This window comes from Ramlibacter aquaticus (assembly GCF_015159745.1).
Lineage (GTDB): Bacteria > Pseudomonadota > Gammaproteobacteria > Burkholderiales > Burkholderiaceae_C > Ramlibacter > Ramlibacter aquaticus.
This window is the reverse complement of sequence record NZ_JADDOJ010000002.1, coordinates 57,615-78,516: the sequence shown is the minus strand read 5'-3', so window position 1 is coordinate 78,516 and position 20,902 is coordinate 57,615. Positions and strand designations below refer to the sequence as shown.

24 protein-coding genes are annotated in these 20,902 nt (G+C 70.1%); 14 read left to right on the top strand and 10 right to left on the bottom strand.

Features of this window, described 5'->3' with window-relative positions; all coding sequences use genetic code 11:
• Window positions 1-159: 159 nt before the first annotated feature.
• The gene (locus IM725_RS00995) at window positions 160-1,188 is read left to right on the top strand and encodes a porin (RefSeq protein ID WP_193778693.1); all 1,029 of its coding nucleotides are present in this window, start codon (window positions 160-162) and stop codon (window positions 1,186-1,188) included.
• Between the two features lie 53 nt (window positions 1,189-1,241).
• Window positions 1,242-1,760: a CAP domain-containing protein gene (locus IM725_RS00990; protein WP_193778692.1), complete on the top strand. Its 519-nt coding sequence runs from the start codon at window positions 1,242-1,244 to the stop codon at window positions 1,758-1,760.
• Between the two features lie 11 nt (window positions 1,761-1,771).
• On the opposite strand, the gene IM725_RS00985 is transcribed toward IM725_RS00990, so the two are convergent.
• On the bottom strand, window positions 1,772-2,677 hold the full coding sequence (locus IM725_RS00985) for a 23S rRNA (adenine(2030)-N(6))-methyltransferase RlmJ (RefSeq protein ID WP_193778691.1): 906 nt from the start codon (window positions 2,675-2,677) through the stop codon (window positions 1,772-1,774).
• A 201-nt stretch (window positions 2,678-2,878) separates the two neighbouring features.
• Between IM725_RS00985 and rplM the strand changes: the two genes are divergently transcribed.
• From rplM to erpA, 5 genes are all read left to right on the top strand, one after another.
• Window positions 2,879-3,307: a 50S ribosomal protein L13 gene (gene rplM / locus IM725_RS00980; protein ID WP_193778690.1), complete on the top strand. Its 429-nt coding sequence runs from the start codon at window positions 2,879-2,881 to the stop codon at window positions 3,305-3,307.
• Between the two features lie 10 nt (window positions 3,308-3,317).
• Window positions 3,318-3,710, top strand: a complete 393-nt coding sequence (gene rpsI / locus IM725_RS00975) for a 30S ribosomal protein S9 (RefSeq protein WP_193778689.1) — start codon at window positions 3,318-3,320, stop codon at window positions 3,708-3,710.
• A 71-nt stretch (window positions 3,711-3,781) separates the two neighbouring features.
• A complete protein-coding gene (locus IM725_RS00970) occupies window positions 3,782-4,486 on the top strand; it encodes a DUF6776 family protein (RefSeq protein ID WP_193778688.1) in 705 nt (234 codons plus the stop codon).
• 20 nt (window positions 4,487-4,506) lie between these two features.
• Window positions 4,507-4,908: a bactofilin family protein gene (locus IM725_RS00965; RefSeq protein WP_193778687.1), complete on the top strand. Its 402-nt coding sequence runs from the start codon at window positions 4,507-4,509 to the stop codon at window positions 4,906-4,908.
• 59 nt (window positions 4,909-4,967) lie between these two features.
• Complete coding sequence (erpA, locus tag IM725_RS00960; RefSeq protein ID WP_193778686.1) at window positions 4,968-5,333, top strand: iron-sulfur cluster insertion protein ErpA; 366 nt, start codon at window positions 4,968-4,970, stop codon at window positions 5,331-5,333.
• A 9-nt stretch (window positions 5,334-5,342) separates the two neighbouring features.
• Here erpA and IM725_RS00955 read toward each other — a convergent pair whose 3' ends face one another.
• Both IM725_RS00955 and IM725_RS00950 read right to left on the bottom strand, forming a co-directional pair.
• Window positions 5,343-6,446, bottom strand: a complete 1,104-nt coding sequence (locus IM725_RS00955) for an anhydro-N-acetylmuramic acid kinase (RefSeq protein WP_193778685.1) — start codon at window positions 6,444-6,446, stop codon at window positions 5,343-5,345.
• 53 nt (window positions 6,447-6,499) lie between these two features.
• Window positions 6,500-7,873, bottom strand: coding sequence for a M23 family metallopeptidase (locus IM725_RS00950; protein ID WP_193778684.1), 1,374 nt, complete (start codon window positions 7,871-7,873; stop codon window positions 6,500-6,502).
• 170 nt (window positions 7,874-8,043) lie between these two features.
• On the opposite strand from IM725_RS00950, the gene tyrS reads away from it, so the two are divergent.
• Genes tyrS through dtd form a run of 3 tightly spaced genes read left to right on the top strand, consistent with a single transcriptional unit; the run spans window position 8,044 to window position 10,636 of the window.
• Entirely contained in the window at window positions 8,044-9,276 is a 1,233-nt protein-coding gene (gene tyrS / locus IM725_RS00945; protein ID WP_193778683.1) for a tyrosine--tRNA ligase, read from the top strand.
• 8 nt (window positions 9,277-9,284) lie between these two features.
• Window positions 9,285-10,199, top strand: coding sequence for a cation diffusion facilitator family transporter (locus tag IM725_RS00940; protein ID WP_193778682.1), 915 nt, complete (start codon window positions 9,285-9,287; stop codon window positions 10,197-10,199).
• On the top strand, window positions 10,196-10,636 hold the full coding sequence (gene dtd / locus IM725_RS00935; RefSeq protein ID WP_193778681.1) for a D-aminoacyl-tRNA deacylase: 441 nt from the start codon (window positions 10,196-10,198) through the stop codon (window positions 10,634-10,636). The genes IM725_RS00940 and dtd overlap by 4 nt, the downstream gene beginning before the upstream one ends.
• 59 nt (window positions 10,637-10,695) lie before the next feature.
• On the opposite strand, the gene ybeY is transcribed toward dtd, so the two are convergent.
• Both ybeY and IM725_RS00925 read right to left on the bottom strand, forming a co-directional pair.
• Window positions 10,696-11,187: an rRNA maturation RNase YbeY gene (gene ybeY / locus IM725_RS00930; RefSeq protein WP_287066374.1), complete on the bottom strand. Its 492-nt coding sequence runs from the start codon at window positions 11,185-11,187 to the stop codon at window positions 10,696-10,698.
• A 13-nt stretch (window positions 11,188-11,200) separates the two neighbouring features.
• The gene (locus tag IM725_RS00925; protein ID WP_193778679.1) at window positions 11,201-12,148 is read right to left on the bottom strand and encodes a PhoH family protein; all 948 of its coding nucleotides are present in this window, start codon (window positions 12,146-12,148) and stop codon (window positions 11,201-11,203) included.
• 45 nt (window positions 12,149-12,193) lie between these two features.
• Here IM725_RS00925 and ruvA point away from each other — a divergent pair, with 45 nt between their 5' ends.
• Window positions 12,194-12,769 (top strand): Holliday junction branch migration protein RuvA, encoded by a 576-nt coding sequence (gene ruvA, locus IM725_RS00920; RefSeq protein WP_193778678.1) that lies wholly within the window; start codon window positions 12,194-12,196, stop codon window positions 12,767-12,769.
• Between the two features lie 3 nt (window positions 12,770-12,772).
• A complete protein-coding gene (gene ruvB / locus IM725_RS00915) occupies window positions 12,773-13,828 on the top strand; it encodes a Holliday junction branch migration DNA helicase RuvB (protein WP_193778677.1) in 1,056 nt (351 codons plus the stop codon).
• Here ruvB and IM725_RS00910 read toward each other — a convergent pair.
• From IM725_RS00910 to ttcA, 5 genes are read right to left on the bottom strand one after another with little or no spacing between them, the layout of a single operon-like run.
• Entirely contained in the window at window positions 13,780-15,525 is a 1,746-nt protein-coding gene (locus IM725_RS00910; RefSeq protein WP_193778676.1) for a lysoplasmalogenase family protein, read from the bottom strand. The genes ruvB and IM725_RS00910 overlap by 49 nt on opposite strands.
• Window positions 15,526-15,544: 19 nt before the next feature.
• Complete coding sequence (locus IM725_RS00905; RefSeq protein ID WP_193778675.1) at window positions 15,545-16,717, bottom strand: DSD1 family PLP-dependent enzyme; 1,173 nt, start codon at window positions 16,715-16,717, stop codon at window positions 15,545-15,547.
• On the bottom strand, window positions 16,701-17,342 hold the full coding sequence (locus IM725_RS00900) for a histidine phosphatase family protein (protein WP_193778674.1): 642 nt from the start codon (window positions 17,340-17,342) through the stop codon (window positions 16,701-16,703). Before IM725_RS00900 ends, IM725_RS00905 begins: the two co-directional genes overlap by 17 nt.
• A gap of 55 nt (window positions 17,343-17,397) precedes the next feature.
• Window positions 17,398-17,970, bottom strand: a complete 573-nt coding sequence (locus tag IM725_RS00895) for a DUF4136 domain-containing protein (protein WP_193778673.1) — start codon at window positions 17,968-17,970, stop codon at window positions 17,398-17,400.
• 30 nt (window positions 17,971-18,000) lie between these two features.
• Window positions 18,001-18,921: a tRNA 2-thiocytidine(32) synthetase TtcA gene (gene ttcA / locus IM725_RS00890; protein WP_193778672.1), complete on the bottom strand. Its 921-nt coding sequence runs from the start codon at window positions 18,919-18,921 to the stop codon at window positions 18,001-18,003.
• Window positions 18,922-19,163: 242 nt separating this feature from the next.
• On the opposite strand from ttcA, the gene IM725_RS20240 reads away from it, so the two are divergent.
• Together IM725_RS20240 and IM725_RS00885 are read left to right on the top strand one after the other, a co-directional pair.
• Complete coding sequence (locus IM725_RS20240) at window positions 19,164-19,742, top strand: POTRA domain-containing protein (protein ID WP_321576178.1); 579 nt, start codon at window positions 19,164-19,166, stop codon at window positions 19,740-19,742.
• Window positions 19,684-20,865 (top strand): ShlB/FhaC/HecB family hemolysin secretion/activation protein, encoded by a 1,182-nt coding sequence (locus IM725_RS00885; RefSeq protein WP_227753475.1) that lies wholly within the window; start codon window positions 19,684-19,686, stop codon window positions 20,863-20,865. Before IM725_RS20240 ends, IM725_RS00885 begins: the two co-directional genes overlap by 59 nt.
• Window positions 20,866-20,902: the final 37 nt, after the last annotated feature.

Here is a 20,902-nt window from a genome sequence, read left to right as displayed (position 1 = left end):
GGACGCAGCAGCGCGCGGCCTTGGCAGGCAGGAGTCAGGGTTTCTGCTCATGGAAGCCCTTACATTGAGTAACGGCACAGCTTTTGCTGGGCACATCGCGGTCGGGGCGCGGCGCGCCACGCACAACACAAGATCCCTATCAATCACCCAGGAGTGGAAATGAAGAACTTCAAGACGGGCCTCGTGGCCGCCGCCGTGCTGGCCCTCGCCGCGGGCAGCGCCTCGGCGCAGAGCTCGGTGCAGGTCCAGGGCCTGCTGGACGTGTACGCGGGCAGCATCCGCATGGCCGGCGACGGTGCCAGCACCTCGACGCTGGGCAGCGGCGGCATGACCACCTCCTGGTGGGGCGTGAAGGGCTCGGAAGACCTGGGCGCCGGCCTGAAGGCCAACTTCGCGCTGACCAGCTTCCTGCAGGTGAACTCCGGCCTGCCCGGGCGTTTCCCCGGCGACACCTTCTTCGCGCGTGACGCGAACGTGGGCCTGTCCGGCAGCTTCGGTTCCCTGGCCCTGGGCCGCAACCTGGCGCCCAACTTCCTGCCCACCATCATCTTCAACCCCTTCGGCGACTCGTTCACCTTCTCGCCGCTGGTGCTGCACGCCAACGTGCCGCTGTTCAACGGCACCAACTGGGGTGCGACCACCCCGTCGGACACCGGCTGGTCCAACGAGCTGCTGTACACCACGCCCAACTACAACGGCCTGAGCGCCAACGTGCACTACCAGCTGGCGAACTCCAGCAGCTCGGCGCACAACGTCGGCATCAACGCGCTGTACTTCAACGGCCCCTTCGCCGCGACCGCCTTCTACGAGCGTGACCAGCTGAACAACCCGGTCGTGTCGCAGTTCAGCACCAAGGACGTGAAGAAGGACTGGATGGTCGGCGCCTCCTACGACTTCAAGGTCGTGAAGCTGTTCGGCACCTACGGCAAGGCCGAGTCCGACGACGCCGCGCTGCCCAGCGCCAAGACCCTGTCCCTGGGCGCCTCCGCGCCGCTGGGCGCCGGCTCGCTGATGGCCGCCTGGGCCAAGACCAAGCTGAGCACCGGCGAAGACCGCAAGACCGCGTCCTTCGGCTACGACTACTTCCTGTCCAAGCAGACCGACCTGTACGCCGCCCTGATGCGTGACGAGATCACCGGCGCCAGCAGCGGCACCAGCTTCGGCGTCGGCATCCGCAAGCGCTTCTGAGGCTGAAACACGCGCTCACCCCCGCGGCCTGCCGGTGCTGACACACTGGCCGGGTGCGACGGGTCCGCGACAGGGGCTCCCGCAGGGGAGCCCTTTTTCTTTTCATCGCCCTGCTGCCGGGCCTGGCCCTGGCGCAGGGCGGCTGCGCGCCCGGCGCGCTGGCCGGGCCGGCGCTGGACGCGATCAACCGGGCCCGGGCCCGGGGCGCGCGCTGCGGCCGCCAGGCGATGCCGCCGGCGCCGCCGATGCGCTGGAGCCCTGCGCTCGCGGCCGCCTCCGCCGGGCACGCAGCGGACATGGCAAGGCGTGATTACTTCGAGCACCTGAGCCCGGAAGGCGCACGGCCCGGCGACCGCGCGCGCAGCCAGGGCTACCGGTACCGGGACCTGGCCGAGAACATCGCCTTGGGGGACCTGGACGCCGCCGGCGCGGTGCGCCTCTGGCTGGGCAGCCCGCCGCATTGCCTCAACCTGATGGATGGCCGCCTGCGCGAGGTGGGCGTGGGGTGCGCGGACAGCCCGCGCGGCCCCTGGGAGCGCCGCTGGGCCATGCTGCTGGGGTTGCCGCGCTGAGCGGCGCGCCCTCAGCCGGCCGATTCGACCAGGTGGCCCTGGCCGCGGCCGCGGCCCAGCAGCTGCACCACCTGGGGCAGGGCGGCCTCGAGGTCGGCGCGCAGGGTGTGCGGCGGGTTGACCACGAAGATGCCGCTGGCGCTCATGCCCGGGTCCCGGCGCTCCTCCGGTGCCAGGGCGGCGGGTCCGGTCTCCTCGTGGCCGATCGCCAGCGTGGCATGCAGCCAAGCCTTGCCGGCGCGGTTGCACACGGTCTTCAGCCGGCGCGGCAGGTCGTGCGCCTCCGGCCGGGGGATGACCGGGTACCAGATGAAGTAGGTGCCGGTGGCAAAGCGCTGCAGTGCGTCCTGCACGCAGGTGATCACCTTGCCGTAGTCGGACTTGATCTCGTAGCTGGGGTCCACCAGCACCAGGCCGCGGCGCGAGGGCGGCGGCAGCAGGGCCTTGAGGCCCTCGAAGCCGTCCTGGCGCGTCACGGTCACCTGGCGGCCGGCCTGCAGCTGGGCCACGTTGCCCGCCAGCGCCCGGCTGTCGCTGGGGTGCAGCTCGAAAAGCTTGAGCTTGTCGCGTGCCTCGGTGCGCAGCAGGTGCTGGACGATGAAGGGCGAGCCCGGGTAGATGCGCAGCTCGGGGCCGCGGTTGAAGCCGCGCACCAGGGCCAGGTAGTCGGCCAGCAGGGGCGCCGGGCTGGGCAGCCCGGCCGCGCCTTCGGCCAGCCGCAGCACACCGGCCTGCGCCTCGCCGGAGGTGCCGGCGAATTCGTCGTCCAGCCGGTACAGGCCGGCGCCCGCGTGCGTGTCCACCACCATCAGGGCGGCGTCCTTGCGGGTCATGTGGCGCAGCACGGCCACCAGGGCCATGTGCTTGAGCACGTCGGCGTGGTTGCCGGCATGGAAGGCATGGCGGTAGCTGAACATCCCCCTATGCTACCCGGCCCGGGGCCCGCTCATTGCGCTAAGTGATTGATTCTTCGTATAATCTCAGGCTCCGCAGCGAATGATGCCCCGCGGCGGAGGTTCGGCGAGGCCGCAAGGCCGGGCCGGATGACCCCACCTAAGAGGTCGCCAGAAGAGCGACACCGACCGTGGAAAAGGGCACGACAAACCACAGGAAATCTCATGAAAACGTTCAGCGCGAAACCCGCTGACGTGACGCACGAGTGGTTTGTGATTGACGCCACCGACAAGGTGCTCGGGCGAGTTGCCAGTGAAGCAGCAGCCCGTTTGCGCGGCAAGCACAAGGCCATCTACACGCCTCACGTCGATACCGGCGACTTCATCGTCGTCATCAACGCAGCCAAGCTGCGCGTCACGGGCGCCAAGCCCCTGGACAAGATGTACTACCGCCATTCGGGCTACCCCGGCGGCATCTACCAGACCAACTTCCGTGACATGCAGGCCAAGCATCCCGGCCGCGCACTCGAGAAAGCCGTCAAGGGCATGCTGCCCAAGGGCCCCCTCGGCTACGCGATGATCAAGAAACTCAAGGTGTACGGCGGCGCAGAGCACCCGCACACCGCCCAGCAGCCCAAGCCGCTGGAGATCTGAGGAGCCCGGAATGATTGGTGAATGGAACAATGGCACCGGCCGTCGCAAGTCCAGCGTCGCCCGCGTGTTTCTGAAAAAAGGCAGCGGCAAGATCACGGTCAACGGCAAGGAGATCGAAAAGTTCTTCGGCCGCCAGACCTCGATCATGATCGTCAAGCAACCCCTGATGCTGACGAACCATGCCGAGAGCTTCGACATCATGGTCAACGTGCATGGCGGCGGTGAATCCGGCCAGGCCGGCGCGACCCGCCACGGCATCACCCGTGCGCTGATCGACTATGACGCGTCGCTGAAGCCCGTGCTGTCGCAAGCCGGCTTCGTCACCCGCGACGCCCGCGAGGTGGAACGCAAGAAGGTGGGCCTGCACTCTGCCCGCCGCCGCAAGCAGTTCAGCAAGCGCTAAACCGCTCCGGTCCCGGAAAAAGCCGCACAAGTTCTCTTGCTGCGGCTTTTTTCTTGGGCGTATGGTCGGGCATGCGCTGGAAGCTGCTCCGCCGCCGCCTCACCGTCAGCGCGCCGCGCATGGCGGTGCGCAGCCGCCTGCCCTGGCCCCTGCGCTGGGCCCGGGTGGCCGTCGCGCTCGGCGTCTGCGCGGCCCTCGGCCTGTGGGCCTTCGAGTCCGGCCGGTCCCTTGCAGGCATCGAGGCCGGCGGCCGCGAGGCGCTGTTGCGATTGCGTGGCGAAGCCCAGCGCCTGCGCCGTGAGCGTGACCAGGCCCAGGCGGTGGCCGACAGCGCCGCCAGCCTGCTGACCGCCGAGAAGGCCGCGCAGGACCGCCTGGCCGCCCAGGTGCGGGCGCTGGAGCAGGAGAACCGCGCCCTGCGCGACGACCTGGGCTTTTTCCAGGCCCTGATTCCCGCCAGCGGCGACGGCATCGCGATCCGCGCGCTGCAGGCCGAGGTGATCACGGGCAACCGCCTGCGCTGGCGGGTGCTGGCCATCAACCCGGCCCGCAACGCCCCCGAGTTTCGTGGCCACCTGGAACTGACCCTGGGCGGCACGCAGGGCGGCAGGCCCTGGCGGATGGCTCTTCCGGGCGGCCCGCAGGCGCTGGAATTCCGGAAATATCGGCGCGTCGAGGGAATCTGTGATCTGCCGCCACAGGCCATGGTAAAAAACGTCTCTGCCCGCTTGTTGGAGGGCACGGCCATCCGGGCGAGCCAGACCGTGGACCTGTAGCCCCCGCACGAGGAGACCCCATGTTCGGAAAGAAAGCCCCCCCGCCGATCAAGAGCCTGATCGCCCAGGGCAGCCGCATCGAGGGCAACCTTCGCTTCACCGAGGGGCTGCGGGTGGACGGCGAAGTGAGCGGCAACATCACCGCCAGCGCCGACGCGCCCAGCATGCTGGTCATCTCGGAATGCGGCTCGGTCGAAGGCGAAATCCGCGCCGGCCACGTCATCGTCAACGGCCTGGTGCGCGGGCCCGTCCATGCCTCCGAACTGCTGGAACTCCAGCCCAAGGCGCGCATCGAAGGGGACATCCACTACAAGTGCCTGGAAATGCACCAGGGCGCCGTGATCGCCGGCCAGCTCAAGCCCCTGGCCCAGGAAGAGGAAAAGCCCCTACTGAAGCTGGCGGCAAGCGGGGCGCCCGCCTAATTCCCGAGCGTTGTGCTGTAGTATTAGGGCTGTCTGAAAGTCCCCGGAGTTTGAACGCCATGAGCGCTGTTGCCCAAGAGACCGTTTCCGAAATGCCCGCGCCGCTGCTCTTCACCGACAGCGCGGCGGCCAAGGTGGCTGACCTCATCGCTGAAGAAGGCAACCCCGAGCTGAAGCTGCGCGTCTTCGTGCAAGGCGGCGGCTGCTCGGGCTTCCAGTACGGCTTCACCTTCGACGAGATCGCCAACGACGACGACACCGTCATGACCAAGAACGGCGTCTCGCTGCTGATCGACGCGATGAGCTACCAGTACCTGGTGGGCGCCGAGATCGACTACAAGGAAGACCTGCAGGGCGCGCAGTTCGTGATCAAGAACCCGAACGCCACCACCACCTGCGGCTGCGGGTCCAGCTTCTCCGCCTGAAGATTTCACTCAGGCGGGCCAGACCGCTCCCAGCACACGGGCGCCTTGGGCGCCCGTTGTACTTTGCAGTTCCAGCGGCTCGTTGCGCAGCGCCTTGCGGGCGAGCCAGGCGAAGGCGGCCGCCTCCACCTGCAGCGGCGGCAGGCCCAGCGCCTCGCTGGATGCGACCTGCGCGCCAGGCAGCAGCGCCTGCAGCCGCGCCATCAGGTGCCGGTTGTAGGCGCCGCCCCCGCACACCACCAGCCGGGCCAGGCCCGGCGCGTGCACGCCCGCCGCATCGGCGCAGGAGCGTGCCGTCAACTCGGCCAGCGTGGCCTGCACATCCGCGGGCGCTGCCTGTGCTGGCAGCCTGGGCAAAAGCCAGGCCGGGTTGAACAGGTCGCGGCCAGTGCTCTTGGGCGGCCTGCGGCTGAAGTAGGGCTCAGCCAGCAGCGCTTGCAGCAGGCCGGGCAGCACCTGGCCGGTCGCCGCCCAGGCACCGCCTTCGTCGAAGGGCCGGCCCGTGTGGCGCTCGCTCCAGAAGTCCAGCAGGGCATTGGCGGGGCCACAGTCGAAGCCCAGCTGGCTGCCGTCCGGGCGCAGCACGGTGAGGTTGGAGATGCCGCCCAGGTTGAGCACCCCCAGCGTGCCGTTGCCACCGCCGAACATCGCCCGATGGAAGAAGGGGGCCAGCGGCGCCCCCTGGCCGCCGGCTGCGACGTCGCGGCTGCGGAAATCGGCCACCACGCGGATGCCGGTCAGCTCGGCGAGCAGCGCGGGCTGCGCCAGCTGCAGGGTGTAGCCGGTGCCATCGAATTCCTGGGGACGGTGGCGCACGGTCTGGCCATGGGCGCCGATCGCCGCCACGCGGGCCGCCTGCATGCCGGCCTGCACCAGCACCTCGCGCACCGCGTCCGCATAGCAGCGCATGAGCGCGTTGGCGGCCAGGGCGGCCCGGTGCAGCTCGTCCGGGCCGCTTGTGTTGAGGGCCAGGAGCTGGGCCCGAAGGTCGGCGGGCAGCGGCAGGGCCGCATGGGCCAGCACGCGCGGAAGGGCCTGGGCGAAGTCGGCCAGCACGGCGTCCACGCCGTCCAGCGAGGTGCCGGACATGAGGCCGATGAAAAGCTCGGACATGGGGCGATGCTAGCTGCGCCGGCCGGCGGAGCTCAAGCGGCCGGGCCCGGCGCTCAGTCGGCGCGGGCCAGGGCCACGCCGCCGCTGGCGGCCTCGGCGGCCGCTGTCAGCTGGGCCCGCATCACCCGGGCCACGCGTTCGAAGGCCGGGCGGGACGCCTCGGCCACGGGCGCGCCGCCGGAATGGCGGGCCATGGCCACGGAGGGGTCCTGGTGGACGCCGTTGACGCGGAATTCGAAGTGCAGGTGCGGGCCGGTGGCCCAGCCGGTCTGGCCGACCGCGCCCAGCGTGTCGCCTTGGGCGATGTGCTGGCCGGTGCGAACGCCGATGCGGCTGAGGTGCGCGTACACGGTCTCCTCGGAGGCGTTGTGGCGCACGATCACCACGTTGCCGAAGCCGTTCTGCTGGCCCGCGAACTCGACGGTGCCGTCGGCGACGTCGCGCACCGGCGTGCCGATCGGGGCTGCATAGTCCACCCCCAGGTGGGCCTTCCACTGGTTGAGGATGGGATGCAGCCGCATGGCGAAGCCGCTGGAGATGCGCGAGAACGCCACCGGCGAGGCCAGGAAGGCGCGCGTCATGCTGCGGCCGTCGAAGCCGTAGTAGCCGCCCTTGCGGTTGCCGTCCTGGAACCAGATGGCCTGGTGCGCGGTGCCGCGGTTGACGAACTCCACGGAGAGGATGCGCCCGGTGCGCAGGGGCTCGCCGTCAGCCTCCAGCGATTCGTAGACGACCTCGAAATGGTCGCCGGTGCGCAGGTGGCGGTGGAAATCGATGTCGCTGCCGAAGATCTCCACCATCTGGGAGACCACGGTGTCGGGGATGTTGGCCTCGTCGGCGGCGGCGAACAGGGAGCTGCGCACCGTGGCGCTGCCCATGCGGGTGGCCGCCACCAGGGGCGCGGTGTCGATGCGCGAGGCGAAACGGCCGTCGGCGCCGCGTTCCACCACCAGGCGCTGGAAGTTGCCGCTGTCGTCGCTGACCCAGCGCACCGTGAGCTTCTTGAGCTCCTGGTGCTCGCCGGCTTCGACGGTGACGGTGCGGCCGTAGCGGGCCAGCACCTGGCTGCGGAAGGCCGCGTCACGGCGCAGCCAGGCGGCCGCGGCCTCGTCCTCCACGCCCAGCCGGGCGAGCAGGGAATCCACGGTGTCGCTGGGACGCGCCACTTCGGTGCGGAACAGCCGCAGGTCCTGGGTGTCCAGCTGGTCCAGCTGGGGCTGCACCGGCAGGGTGTTCACGCTCTCCAGCACCTGGCGGACCGTGACCGTGGAGGGATCGGGGTCCAGCGAGGCGACGCCGAAGGCGGTGCCGGCCCCGCCCAGCAGCAGGGCGGCCAGCAGAGCGGTCGCCTTGCGGGGGTGGTGCGAGAGTGCGTGTGCCCTGCGGGACACAAACCTTTCGCATGCGGCAATCCAACCGTTCTTCAATTCGGATCCTCGGGGTGGTGGCGGGCGGAAGTTCCCAGTGGGGTGCCTGCCAGTGCCCCACGGCCTTCGGCCGGAGCCGGGTAGGACGGGACCGCCAACTAGAATCGGCGTCTCCCGCGGGGCTGGCGCAGTATACCCAGCGCCCTCAAGCTCATCCACGAAAAATTCCCATGAATTCCGCCGCTGTTACAAACTTTCCTGTGACCGACCGTGTCCGCCAGGCGCTGGCCGTCACGCTGCGTGGCGTGCAGGAGCTGCTGCCCGAGGATGAGTGGTTGCGCAAGCTGGCCCGCGCCGAAGCCACCGGCAAACCCCTGCGCATCAAGCTGGGCCTGGACCCCACCGCTCCCGACATCCACATCGGCCACACCGTCGTCCTGAACAAGATGCGGCAGTTGCAAGACCTGGGCCACACCGTCATCTTCCTGATCGGCGACTTCACCTCCATGATCGGCGATCCCTCGGGCCGCAACACCACCCGGCCGCCGCTGACGGCCGAGCAGATCAAGGCCAACGCAGAGACCTACTACAAGCAGGCCAGCCTGGTGCTGGACCCGGCGAAGACCGAGATCCGCTACAACAGCGAGTGGAGCGACCCGCTGGGCGCGCGCGGCATGATCCAGCTCGCCGCCCGCTACACCGTCGCCCGCATGATGGAACGCGACGACTTCACCAAGCGCTTCCGCGAGGGCCGCTCGATTTCGGTGCACGAGTTCCTGTACCCCCTGATGCAGGGCTATGACTCGGTGGCCCTGCAGAGCGACCTGGAACTGGGCGGCACCGACCAGAAGTTCAACCTGCTCATGGGCCGCCACCTGCAGCAGGAGTACGGGCAGGAGCCGCAGTGCATCCTGACCATGCCGCTGCTCGAGGGCCTGGACGGCGTCGAGAAGATGTCCAAGAGCAAGAACAACTACATCGCGCTCACCGAGGACCCCAACACCATGTTCGCCAAGGTGCTGTCCATCTCGGACACGCTGATGTGGCGCTGGTACACCCTGCTGTCCTTCCGCAGCGAGGCCGAGATCGAGGGCCTGCGCGAGGAGGTGGAGGGCGGGCGCAACCCCAAGGACGCCAAGGTGCTGCTGGCGCACGAGATCACCGCCCGCTTCCATGGTGAAGCCGCGGCGCAGCGCGCACGCGAGGACTTCGAGAACCGCAGCAAGGGCGGCATCCCCGACGAGATCCCCGAGCTGGCGCTGTCGGGCGCCCCGCTGGGCATCGCGCAGCTGCTCAAGCAGGCGAACCTCGCCCCGTCCACCAGCGAAGCCAACCGCCTCATCGACGGCGGCGGCGTGCGCATCGATTCCAGCGTGGTCAGCGACAAGGGCCTGAAACTGGCGGCGGGCACCTACGTGGTGCAGGTCGGCAAGCGCAAGTTCGCGCGGGTGACGCTGGCCTGAGCCCGGCCATGGTCCAGTCCGGCTGGAAGACCCTGCCGCCGCAGCTGCTGCTGCGCATGTCGGTGGTCGTGGCCGTGCTGACCATCCTGATGAAGGGCGGAGCCTGGTGGCTCACGCAATCGGTCGGCCTGCTCTCCGACGCGATGGAATCCCTGGTCAACCTGCTGGGCGCGGCCTTCGCGCTGCTCATGGTGCGCATCGCCAGCCGGCCGGCCGACGACGACCACCCCTACGGCCACCACAAGGCCGAGTACTTCTCCGCCGGCTTCGAGGGCCTGCTGATCCTGCTGGCCGCGCTGGGCATCATCGCGGCCGCGGTGGAGCGCCTGCTGCACCCGCAGGCGCTGGACCAGCTCGGCGTGGGCCTGGTGCTCTCCGTCCTCAGCTCGGCGCTGAATGGCGCGCTCGCCTGTGCCATGCTGTCCTCGGCGCGCCACCACCGCTCCATGGCGCTGGAGGGCGACGGCCGCCACCTGATGACGGACGTCTGGACCTCCGTCGGCGTGGTCGTGGGCATCGCGCTGGTGGCGGCCACGGGCTGGGCCTGGCTGGACCCGGTGGTGGGCCTGGGCGTGGCGCTGAACATCCTGCGCGAGGGCGCCGCGCTCGTGTGGAAGTCGTCCCAGGGCCTGATGGACGAGGCGCTGCCGCCCGAGGTGATGGACGTGGTGCGCCGCACGCTCGCCGAATTCGAGCATCCCACCATCCGCTTCGACCACATCTCCAGCCGGCGCTCCGGCCAGCGGCTCTTCATCGACCTGCACATGCACATGCCCGCCGGCTGGACGCTGGGCCGCGCGGCCGCGCTGCGCACCTCGGTCGAGCAGGCGCTGATGAGCGCGGTGCCCGGCCTGCGCGCGAGCATCCAGCTGCTGCCCACCGACGTGGAAGCCCACTTCGACGACGCGAAGGACCTGATTTGATCGGCCTGGTCCAGCGTGTGCGTGAAGCCCGCGTGCGCATCGCGGGCGAGGTGGTGGGCGAGATCGGCCCCGGCCTGCTGTTGCTGCTGTGCGCCGAGCCGCAGGACGGCCCGTCGCAGGCCGAGCGGCTGCTGGCCAAGCTGCTCAAGCTGCGCATCTTCAGCGACGAGGCCGGCAAGATGAACCGCAGCCTGCAGGACGTGCAGGGCGGGCTGTTGGTGGTCAGCCAGTTCACGCTGGCGGCCGACATCTCGGGCGGCAACCGGCCCAGCTTCACGGCCGCGGCGCCGCCTGTTTTGGGACAGCAGCTCTACGAGCTCTTCCTCGAGAAGGCGCGCGCCGCGCACCCGGGGGTGCAGTGCGGCCGCTTCGGCGCGGACATGCAGGTGGAACTGGTGAACGACGGGCCGGTCACGATCCCGATGCGCATCGCCTGAAGCCCTGCGGGCCGGGGCCAGCCCGCTGGCCTGGGGGCAGGTCGCCGCTGCGGCGCCGGCTAGTAGGGGTTCGGCAGGCCCAGCCCGCCCATCAGCAGAATCTCGGCCGTCTCCATCGCCAGGGCGTCGGCCTCGGAGGTCTCGTGGTCCCAGCCCTGCGCGTGCAGGGTGCCGTGCACCAGCAGGTGCGCGTAGTGGTCGGCCAGGGCCTTGCCCTGCGCGTGCGCCTCGCGCTCCACCACCGGCCCGCACAGCACCAGGTCGGCCATCACCACCGGCGCCTGCGCGTAGTCGAAGGTCAGCACGTTGGTGGCGTAGTCCTTGGCGCGGTACTGCGCGTTCAGCGCCCGGCCCTCGTCTTCGCCGACGATGCGCACCGCGATCTCGCCCGGGTGCTGCAGGGCCTGGCGCATCCAGCGCGACACCCTGGCCCGCGTGAGGATGGCGCGGTGGCGGGCCAGCCCGGCGAAATCGCCGAACTGCAGCGACAGGTCCAGCCCGGGCAGGGCTGCGGCCGGCGCCGGGGCGGCTTTCCGTGGGGCCCCGGCCACGCGGGCCTTCCGCTCAGCGCCCGGCATCGGTCTTGCGCGCCGCGTCGTAGGCGTCCACGATGCGGGCCACCAGCGGGTGGCGCACCACGTCGGCGCTGGTGAAGCGGGTGTGGGCGATACCGCGCACGCGCTTGAGCACGCGCTCGGCATCCACCAGGCCCGACAGCGAGCCCTTGGGCAGGTCGATCTGGCTGATGTCGCCGGTGACCACGCACTTGCTGCCGAAGCCGATGCGGGTGAGGAACATCTTCATCTGCTCGGGCGTGGTGTTCTGCGCTTCGTCCAGGATGACGAAGGCGTTGTTCAGGGTGCGCCCGCGCATGAAGGCCAGGGGCGCGATCTCCAGGGCGTTGCGCTCGAAGGCCTTGGTGACCTTGTCGAAGCCCATCAGGTCGTACAGCGCGTCGTACAGCGGCCGCAGGTAGGGGTCCACCTTCTGCGACAGGTCGCCGGGCAGGAAGCCCAGCTTCTCGCCGGCCTCGACAGCCGGCCGGGTGAGCACGATGCGCTGCACCGCGCTGCGCTCCAGCGCGTCCACCGCGCAGGCCACCGCCAGGTAGGTCTTGCCGGTGCCCGCCGGGCCGATGCCGAAGGTGATGTCGTGGCTGGCGATGTTGTCCAGGTACACGGTCTGGTTGGGCGTGCGGGCCTTCAGGTCGGCGCGGCGGGTGTGCAGCGTGCCGGCGCCTTCCTCGTCCTCGCCCATGGGCATGTCCGAGGCCACCATCAGCTGCACGCGGTCAGCCGGGATGGCCCGGCCGGCCAGCTCGAACAGGGCCTGCAGCACCTCGACGGCGCGTTCCGCCTTGGCCTTGGGGCCTTCGATGCGGAACTGGTCGTGGCGGCGCGAGATGCGAACCTGCAGCGCCGTCTCCAGCGTGCGCAGGTGTTCGTCCATGGGGCCGCACAGGTTGGCCAGGCGCGAATTGCTCGCGCCCGTGAAGGTGTGTCTGAGAATCAAGCTGATAATCCGGGAAGCAGCGGCCGAGGAGGGCCGAAGGACCCCATGATAGGCAAATTGACGGGCACGCTGGGCGAGAAGAATCCGCCCCAGGTCCTGGTGGACTGCAACGGCGTCGGCTACGAGGTCGACGTCCCCATGAGCACCTTCTACAACCTGCCGGCGGTGGGCGAACGCGTCACCCTGCTCACCCACTTCGTGGTGCGCGAGGACGCGCAGCTGCTCTACGGCTTCGCCAGCGCCGGTGAGCGCGAGGCTTTCCGCCAGTTGATCCGCATCTCGGGCGTGGGGCCGCGCACCGCGCTGTCCCTGCTCTCGGGCATGGGCGTGGCCGACATCGCGCATGCGGTCGCCACCCAGGACAGCGGGCGGCTGGTGAAGATCCCCGGCATCGGCAAGAAGACGGCCGAACGCCTGCTGCTGGAGCTCAAGGGCAAGCTGGCGCCCGACCTGGGCCTGCCCGGCCACGCGCCGGCGACCGATGCGCAGGCCGACATCCTGCAGGCCCTCCTGGCGCTGGGCTACAGCGACAAGGAAGCCCAGGCGGCGCTCAAGCCGCTGCCGAAGGACGTGGGCGTGAGCGAAGGCATCAAGCTGGCGCTGAAGGCGCTGGCGAGGTAAGCCATGAGCATCCAGACCGACGACTTCGGCGCCCCGCCGCCCCGGCGCGTGGTGTCCGCCGCGCCCGCCTCGCCCAGCGAGGAGGCGATCGAGCGCGCGCTGCGGCCCAAGCTGCTGCAGGAGTACGTGGGCCAGGCCCGCACCCGCGAGCAGCTGGAGATCTTCATCGGCGCCGCGAAGAAGCGCAGCGAGGCGCTGGACCATGTGCTGCTGTTCGGCCCGCCCGGGCTGGGCAAGACCACGCTCTCGCACATCATCGCGCAGGAGCTGGGCGTGAACCTGCGCCAGACCAGCGGCCCGGTGCTGGAAAAACCCAAGGACCTGGCCGCGCTGCTCACCAACCTCGAGAAGAACGACGTGCTCTTCATCGACGAGATCCACCGGCTGTCGCCCGTGGTCGAGGAGATCCTGTATCCCGCGCTGGAGGACTACCAGATCGACATCATGATCGGCGAGGGCCCGGCGGCCCGCTCCATCAAGCTCGACCTGCAGCCTTTCACCCTGGTGGGGGCCACCACCCGCGCCGGCATGCTCACCAACCCGCTGCGCGACCGCTTCGGCATCGTCGCGCGGCTGGAGTTCTACACCGCTGAGGAGCTGGGCCGCATCGTGCACCGCAGCGCCGGCCTGCTGGGCGCGCCCATCGACGAAGGCGGCGCGGGCGAGATCGCGCGCCGCTCGCGCGGCACGCCGCGCATCGCCAACCGCCTGCTGCGCCGTGTGCGCGACTACGCGGAGGTCAAGTCCGACGGCCGCATCACGCAGGAGATCGCCAACAAGGCCCTGGCCATGCTGGACGTGGACCCGCAGGGCTTCGACGTGATGGACCGCAAGCTGCTGGAGGCGGTGGTGCTGCGCTTCGACGGCGGCCCGGTCGGTCTGGACAACATCGCCGCGTCCATCGGCGAGGAGTCCGGCACCATCGAGGACGTGATCGAGCCCTACCTGATCCAGCAGGGCTACCTGCAGCGCACGCCGCGCGGCCGCATCGCCACGCTGGCGGCCTTTCGTCACCTGGGCGTCGCGCCCCCGAGCAGCGCCGGCGAACTCTTCTCCTGAGCCTGCGGCCTGAAGTGCATGGCGATCAGCCATTGCGCGCCGTAGTAGGTGGACAGCACCCAAAGCGGTGCCAGCGGCAGGGCCAGGGCGAAGCGGTTGACCGCCAGAAGTGAATCGCTGGCCATGAAGAGCAGGGCGCCCAGGCCCACGGCGGCGGCGTCGCGGCCGCCCAGCACCGCCGCGCGGCCCAGGGCTTGCGCCGCCATCAGCGCGATCACCGCCACGTAGGCCGATACTGGCATCCGCAAGGCCGGGGGCAGGGTGGGGAACAGGAAGGCCAGCATGGCCGCGCCGTAGGCCAGCGTGGCCGCCAGCGCGAGCGGGCGCGGCAGCCAACCGGCCCCGTCGCGCAAGGCAGCGATGTAGCACAGGTGGGCCAGCAGGAAGGCCACCAGCCCGCCCACGAAGTGGCCGGGCAGCATCAGCAGCACGTCGCCGGCGAGTGAGAGCAGCAGCCCACCGGCCAGCCAGCGGCCCGGCGCGGCCCGCAGCGCCGGCACGCCCAGGCGATGCACGACGCAGGCCATGAGCAGCAGCAGCGCCGCGGGCTTGGCCACCTGGTGCACCGTGCCCCAGCCCGCGGCGGAGGAGACCGTGGCCAGTGCGGCGGCCTGCAGCGCCAGCACGGGCAGCGCGCCCAGGCGCCCCTGCAGCAGCGCACCCAGCGCCCAGGACGCGGCCACCAGCCCCGCCAGGGCGGCCCAGGCCGTGCCGGCGGGCAGGGCGTCCACCTGCCAGAGGAACAGGGCCGCCGCGCCCAGGTGTGCCAGGAACAGCAGGCCCGCGAGCGGGCGCAGGCGGGCGGCCATGGGGGGATCCCAGCGGCGCACGGCCGAGAGGTCAAAGGGCCCCGCGCCGTCGCGCAGTTCGGGCGGCAGCCAGCCCGGTGGCTTGAACCACACCCGCAACTTGTCCAGGGGCGAGCGCGCCTGCCACGAGAGACGGGCCAGCGTTCCATACACTTCCAGGTTGGCCCACAGCGGGTCGCAGCTGCGCAGCGGGCTGCGGGTGCCGTAGACGCAGGGCTCGGTCTCCTCCACGAAGGTGCCGAACATCCGGTCCCAGACCATCAGGATGCCGCCGTAGTTGCGGTCCACGTAGCCCTCGTTCACGGCGTGGTGCACCCGGTGGTTGGAGGGCGAGCAGAACCAGCGGTCGAAGCCGCCCAGCCTGCCCACGTGCTCGGTGTGGACCCAGAACTGGTAGAGCAGGTCGACCAGCGCGACCACCGCGAACACCAGCGGCGGCACGCCCGCCAGCGCCATCGGCAGGTAGAAGACCCAGGCGAGCAGCGGCCCGGTGCTGGTCTGGCGCAGGGCCGTGGAGAGGTTGTAGTGCTCGCTCTGGTGGTGCACCACGTGCGCGGCCCAGAGCAGGGCCACCTCGTGGCCGGCGCGGTGCAGCCAGTAGTAGAGGAAGTCGTAGGCCAGCAGGGCCAGCCCCCAGCCGGCGGGCGACAGCCAGAACGCGTCGTTGCGCCACAGCGCGGCCTGGGCCTGGACGCTGGCATACAGGCCCAGCGTGAGCAGCGGCGCGAGCGCCGCGCTGACCTGGCTCAGCAGGCCCAGGGAGATGCTGCAGAGCGTGTCGGGCAGGCCGTAGGTGTCGCGGCCGCGCCAGCGGCCCCAGGCGTATTCCAGGGCGATCAGCGCCAGGAAGACGGGTGTCGCGAGGACGATGACCTGCGAGGGGCTCATTGCCCCGATTGTCCCGGCCTCAGGTCAGGGCGCCTCTGGCGTCAACCCTGAGGAGGCGCTCCACCACCCCGGCCTGCAGCCCGCCGCGCACGCCGACCATGTGCGCGTGCAGGTTCACCGTCGGGTCGCAGTGGCCGGGCACCAGCCAGACGGAGTCGCCGATGGCGGGCAGCAGCCCCCGGGCCGGGTCCGGCCGCAGGATGCCGTGCTCGTCGCCGCCGTTGGCGAATTCCAGGGTGCCCAGCGCCGGGTGCGGCCATACCGCCGGCAGGCCCGAGTCGATGGCGTGGCTCTTGTGGCCGGCGTCGCAGACCGCGTGGTCGCGGCTGCGGCTGATCACCTGCGCCTTGACGAAGAGCGCGTGCTCGAAGCGCGGCTGCGCCGGGTCGGGCGCGTTGCGGCCGTAGTCGGCGTCCATGAACAGGAAGGAGCCGGTCTGCAATTCCCCGTACAGGCCGCTGGCCGCTTCGCAGGCAAAGGTGCCGGTGCCCGCGCCCGTGACCAGGCCGACGGGCAGCCCGGCCGCCTCGATGCACTCGCGCGTGTGGCGCGCATCGCGCACCGCCGCGGCGATTGCCTCGTGGCGCTCGGCCACCCCGCGCAGGTGCTGCGCCCGGCCCTGGTAGGCCTGCAGGCCGGCGAAGTGCAATTCGGCGTGCTGCGCGATCGCCCGCGCCAGTGCGACCGCCGCCTCCCCGGGCGGGACGCCGCAGCGGCCCTGGCCCACGTCGATCTCCACGAACACGTCCATCGCGGCCGGGCCGGCGCCCCGCGCCGCCAGCGCGTGGGCCAGGCCCTGGATGCCCGCCTCGCTGTCCACGGCGATGGACAGCCGGCCGCCGCGCCCGGCCAGGTCCAGCGCCAGGGCGGCCACCCGGGCCAGCTTGGCAGGCGCCACCACCTCGTTGCTGATGTACAGGTCCAGCACGCCGCCGGCGGCCATGGCCTCGGCCTCGGCGGTCTTCTGGACGCAGGCGCCCACGGCCCCGGCCGCGACCATCTGCACCGCCAGTTCGGCGCACTTGTGCATCTTGGCGTGCGGCCGCCACTTCATGCCCTGGTCGCGGGCGAAGGTGGCCATGCGCGCGATGTTGCGCTCCATGGCGTCCAGGTCCACCACCAGCGCCGGGGTGTCGATCGCGTCCACCGGCTGGCCGGGGCGCGGCAGGCGGGCCTCAGGCGCTGCCGTCATCGGCCGCTTGTTGTTCCAGGTGCTGGGTGTCCGACCAGTGCAGCAGGGTGAAGCCTTCCGGCGTCCAGAGCAGGCGGTTGATCGCGCCGTTGGGCAGTTCCCAGGTGCGGGGCGCGTTCACCTCCTGGCCGGTGGCCACGCGGTAGAGCGCGTCCAGCACGCCGCCGTGCGCCACCACTACGATCTGCTCGCCCGGGTGCCGCGCCGCCAGTTCCTCCATGGCCTCGACCACGCGCCGGCGCAGGTCCACCAGCGATTCCCCGCCCTCGGGCGGCTCCCAGTCCGGCTCGCGCCGGCGCCAGGCCTGCGCGTGCTCGGGCCAGGTGGCGTGGATCTCGTCGAAGGTCTTGCCCTCGAACATGCCGAAGCTGCGTTCGCGCAGCCGCTGCTCGGGCACCACGGGCGCGCCCGCCACCTCGGCGATGGGCGCCGCCGTCTGCCAGGCCCGGCCCAGGTCGCTGCTGTAGATGGCCGTGATCGGTTCGCCGGCCAGGGCTTCGCCCACGCGACGGGCCTGCCAGAGGCCGTTCTCGTTCAGGCCGATGTCGATCTGGCCCTGGATGCGGGCGGCCGCGTTCCAGGACGTTTCACCGTGCCGGATGGCGATGATGCGGGTGGGCTCCATGCCTTGCCATTGTGGAGGGTGGTGGCCCGACTTCAAGCCCAGCAGTTCAGGCCGCTCAACCGGGCACTGTGATGTTGACGGTGCGCGGGCCGGCCGGCGGGTTGGGGAAGCCGGCCATCGCGGCCTGGAACATCGCGGGAAGCACCATCGCGTTGTCGCCCCAGGGGCCATCGCTGGTGGCGTGTGACTCGAAGATCACCTTGTTTGACGAAAGATCGCGCACGATCACGCTGACTTCGCGCTGGTACCAGGGGTTGGTCCACTGGGAGCCCATGAACATGCCGCCGTGGTGGCGGTGCCAGCCCAGGCCCCATCCCATCCAGGGGTCGTCCCAGGGCGAGAGCACCTGCTGCACCCGGGCGCCGATCTGCACCGACAGGCGCGGGGCGGCATCGTCGCGCCGCAGGCCCACCTGGGCCAGCGCCGTGTCCGCCATCGCCTCCAGCCGGGGCTGGTTCACGTCCTGCTGCGACGGCAGGCGTTCGAAGCGGTAGCTGGTGGGGGCCGGCAGGGCGGTGCCGGCCGAGAAGGCGCGCACCTGGCTGTCGATGGTGGTGACGCCGGCGCAGCCGGCCAGCAAGGCCAGCATCGCCAGCAGCGCAACAAGACTCGAACGTGATGCTTTCATGGCTGCTACTCCCGCGCGGCCTGCCGCGCCTCAGATCCGGATGACCTGCAGCCCGGGCAGCCCGGGCGCCGCCGGGAATTCTTCCTCGTCGAAGGCCTTGTCGCCCGCGTCGTCGGGAATGCCCGTGATTTCAAGACCCTTGAAATCGAAAAGCGTTCCGTCGGCCAGGTGGGAGGGCACCACGTTCTGCAGGGCGTGCAGAATGTTGTCCAGCCGGCCCGGGAAGCGGCGGTCCCAGTCGCGCAGCATCTCGCCCACCTGCTTGCGCTGCAGGTTCTCCTGGCTGCCGCACAGGGTGCAGGGAATGATGGGGAACTGCCGGTGCGCGGCCCAGCGGACCAGGTCCTTCTCGGGCACGTAGGCCAGGGGGCGGATCACCATGTGGCGGCCGTCGTCGCTCACCAGCTTGGGCGGCATGCCCTTGAGCTTGCCGCCGAAGAACATGTTGAGGAACAGGGTCTGCAGCATGTCGTCGCGGTGGTGGCCCAGGGCGATGCGCGTGGCGCCCAGCTCATCCGCGACGCGGTACAGGATGCCCCGGCGCAGCCGCGAGCACAGGCTGCACATCGTCTTGCCTTCGGGGATCTTGTCCTTGACGATGGAGTAGGTGTCCTGCTCCTCGATGTGGAAGGGCACGCCCAGCGCCTTGAGGTAGGCCGGCAGCACATCGGCCGGGAAGCCCGGCTGCTTCTGGTCGAGGTTGACCGCGATGAGCTCGAAGCGCACGGGCGCGCGCTCGCGCAGCTTCAGCAGGATGTCCAGCAGGCCGTAGCTGTCCTTGCCGCCCGACAGGCAGACCATCACGCGGTCGCCCTCGCCGATCATGTCGTGGTCGGTGATGGCCTGGCCGACCAGCCGGCACAGGCGCTTCTCCAGCTTGTGGGTCTCGCGCTCGATCTTGCGCTCCCGCTCCAGGGTCATGGGTTCGACTGAGGTCCAGACTGCGCTCATTCCGATATTGTCCCCCAATGCAGACGGGCGCGGATGGGCCGGATACGCTGCCGAGCGCGACGCATTGCTTGCCGCGGCCCTGAGGCTATCGCCCATGTTCCAGAGGGACTGCGAAGTTCTGCGCCAGCCTAGGGGGTGCTCGCGCTGCGGATGCTGGCGTTTGTTCCGCGGCAGTCCATGAGGCTCTGGCAGGGCGCAGATTGACGGCTTCGAGTCCCACGCCGCCCGGCGGATCTCTGTCGATGCCTGAGCACCTCATTCGTGGCTGGATTGGCTGCCTCATGGCCTGCGCCCCGTTCCTTGTTGCGGCTCAGGCCGCGCCAGACCTTGGCGTGCAGCAAAGGCGGTCGGAGGAGAGGGAGGATGCGCAGCGGCGGGCGCTCGAAGCGCATCCCGATGTTCGAATGTCGTCGGTTGTGACCGCCCTGCGTCGGCGGTTACCTGACAGGGAGCAGCCCTGCTTCCCGCTCGCGCGTATCGACTGGCAGTTCGGCGATAGCGCATTGCCGTCCTGGCAAACGTGGCTGGAGGCGGCCCTTGCGGGCCCTGACGGGGATGATGCGCCGCTGGGGCGCTGCATTGGTGTTGTGGGCGTCGCCCTCCTGCAGGATCGGGCGCAGGAGGCGGTTGTTCGTCGCGGGTACATCACGACGCGCGTGGTCGCGCCCGAACAGAACCTGCAATCGGGCGAGCTTCGATTCGTCGTCATCCCGGGACGGATCCGGTCAATCCGCCCCGTCGGAGGAGGGGGACATCCTCCTTTTGCCGGATCTGGAGCAAGCGCTGGAGAACCTCAAGCGGGTGCCCACGGCCGAGGCTGAAATCCAGGTCGAACCGGCACAGACCCTCGCGGGGGAGGGGCAGGTCGGGCCGGGCCAAAGTGATCTCGTCGTCCGCTACAGCCAGAACCTGCCGATCCGATTGAACTTGAGTGTCGATGACAGCGGCACCACAGGCACCGGAAAGTATGTGGGCAGTGCGACCCTGAGCTACGACAACGCGTTGAACATCAACGATCTCCTGTACCTGACGCTCAACCTCGGGCGTCCAGGCCGCAAACCTGCTGACCGGGGAACACAGGGCTACACCGTCCACTACGACGTGCCGTGGGGCTACTGGCTGTTCGGTCTGACGGGTAGCGAGAACCGTTACCTCCAGCGTGTCGCGGGCCTCAACGGTGCCATTGATTACCGCGGCCTCAACCGCGCCGGCGAGGCGGCCCTGTCACGGGTGGTGCAGCGCGACCAGGGTGGCAGGACCTCCGTCACATTGAAAGGCTGGCGGAAATCAAGTCAGAACTTCATTGACGACACCGAGGTGCTCGTCCAGCGTCGCATCGAGGCGGGCTGGGAGATGCAATTGCAGCGCACCCAGAGCTTCGGTTCTGCCAACTTCGACGGCCGCCTGGCCTACAGGCACGGGACTGGGGCCCTAGGATCGCTGCGCGCACCCGAGGAGACCTTTGGCGAAGGCACGTCTCGCCTCTCGCTGATCGCCGCAGACGCAGCCTTCACAGTGCCCATGCAGTGGGGGGCTGGCCAGTTGCGCTACGGTGGCCAGTGGCGACTGCAGTTCAACCGAACGCCACTTGTTCCTTCGGACCGCTTTGCCATCGGTGGCCGCTATACCGTGCGCGGCTTCGACGGCGAGCAACAGCTCAGCGCCGAGCGCGGGGGCTTGTGGCGCAATGAGCTCGCGCTTGCGCTTCCCGCACCTGGGCACGAGCTCTACACCGGGGTCGACTACGGTCAGGTGGGAGGCCCGAGTGCCAGGCTCCTCGCTGGAACCGCGCTATGCGGCGCAGTGCTGGGCCTCCGGGGCCAATGGTCGAAGGTCCAGTACGACCTGTCCATCGGCACGCCCATCTCGAAGCCGCGGGCCTTCCCGACCTCACCCTGGAGCGTGGGGTTCAGCCTGCACTGGTCTTCTGGATCCGCTGGCTGAGCGCGCGACAGATTCCATCCACTTCCACCCAGGGCAC

Excerpts from the sequence above, each read along its gene's own strand:
- ruvB (WP_193778677.1), top strand. The coding sequence starts at position 12,773 with ATGAGCATCCAGACCGACGACTTCGGCGCCCCGCCGCCCCGGCGCGTG.
- ruvA (WP_193778678.1), top strand. The coding sequence starts at position 12,194 with ATGATAGGCAAATTGACGGGCACGCTGGGCGAGAAGAATCCGCCCCAG.
- rplM (WP_193778690.1), top strand. The coding sequence starts at position 2,879 with ATGAAAACGTTCAGCGCGAAACCCGCTGACGTGACGCACGAGTGGTTT.
- IM725_RS00940 (WP_193778682.1), top strand. The coding sequence starts at position 9,285 with ATGGTCCAGTCCGGCTGGAAGACCCTGCCGCCGCAGCTGCTGCTGCGC.
- erpA (WP_193778686.1), top strand. The coding sequence starts at position 4,968 with ATGAGCGCTGTTGCCCAAGAGACCGTTTCCGAAATGCCCGCGCCGCTG.
- IM725_RS00970 (WP_193778688.1), top strand. The coding sequence starts at position 3,782 with ATGCGCTGGAAGCTGCTCCGCCGCCGCCTCACCGTCAGCGCGCCGCGC.
- IM725_RS00905 (WP_193778675.1), bottom strand. The coding sequence starts at position 16,717 with ATGACGGCAGCGCCTGAGGCCCGCCTGCCGCGCCCCGGCCAGCCGGTG.
- IM725_RS00995 (WP_193778693.1), top strand. The coding sequence starts at position 160 with ATGAAGAACTTCAAGACGGGCCTCGTGGCCGCCGCCGTGCTGGCCCTC.
- IM725_RS00910 (WP_193778676.1), bottom strand. The coding sequence starts at position 15,525 with ATGAGCCCCTCGCAGGTCATCGTCCTCGCGACACCCGTCTTCCTGGCG.
- IM725_RS00965 (WP_193778687.1), top strand. The coding sequence starts at position 4,507 with ATGTTCGGAAAGAAAGCCCCCCCGCCGATCAAGAGCCTGATCGCCCAG.
- IM725_RS00900 (WP_193778674.1), bottom strand. The coding sequence starts at position 17,342 with ATGGAGCCCACCCGCATCATCGCCATCCGGCACGGTGAAACGTCCTGG.
- IM725_RS00985 (WP_193778691.1), bottom strand. The coding sequence starts at position 2,677 with ATGTTCAGCTACCGCCATGCCTTCCATGCCGGCAACCACGCCGACGTG.
- rpsI (WP_193778689.1), top strand. The coding sequence starts at position 3,318 with ATGATTGGTGAATGGAACAATGGCACCGGCCGTCGCAAGTCCAGCGTC.
- tyrS (WP_193778683.1), top strand. The coding sequence starts at position 8,044 with ATGAATTCCGCCGCTGTTACAAACTTTCCTGTGACCGACCGTGTCCGC.
- IM725_RS00895 (WP_193778673.1), bottom strand. The coding sequence starts at position 17,970 with ATGAAAGCATCACGTTCGAGTCTTGTTGCGCTGCTGGCGATGCTGGCC.
- IM725_RS00955 (WP_193778685.1), bottom strand. The coding sequence starts at position 6,446 with ATGTCCGAGCTTTTCATCGGCCTCATGTCCGGCACCTCGCTGGACGGC.
- IM725_RS20240 (WP_321576178.1), top strand. The coding sequence starts at position 19,164 with ATGCCTGAGCACCTCATTCGTGGCTGGATTGGCTGCCTCATGGCCTGC.
- ttcA (WP_193778672.1), bottom strand. The coding sequence starts at position 18,921 with ATGAGCGCAGTCTGGACCTCAGTCGAACCCATGACCCTGGAGCGGGAG.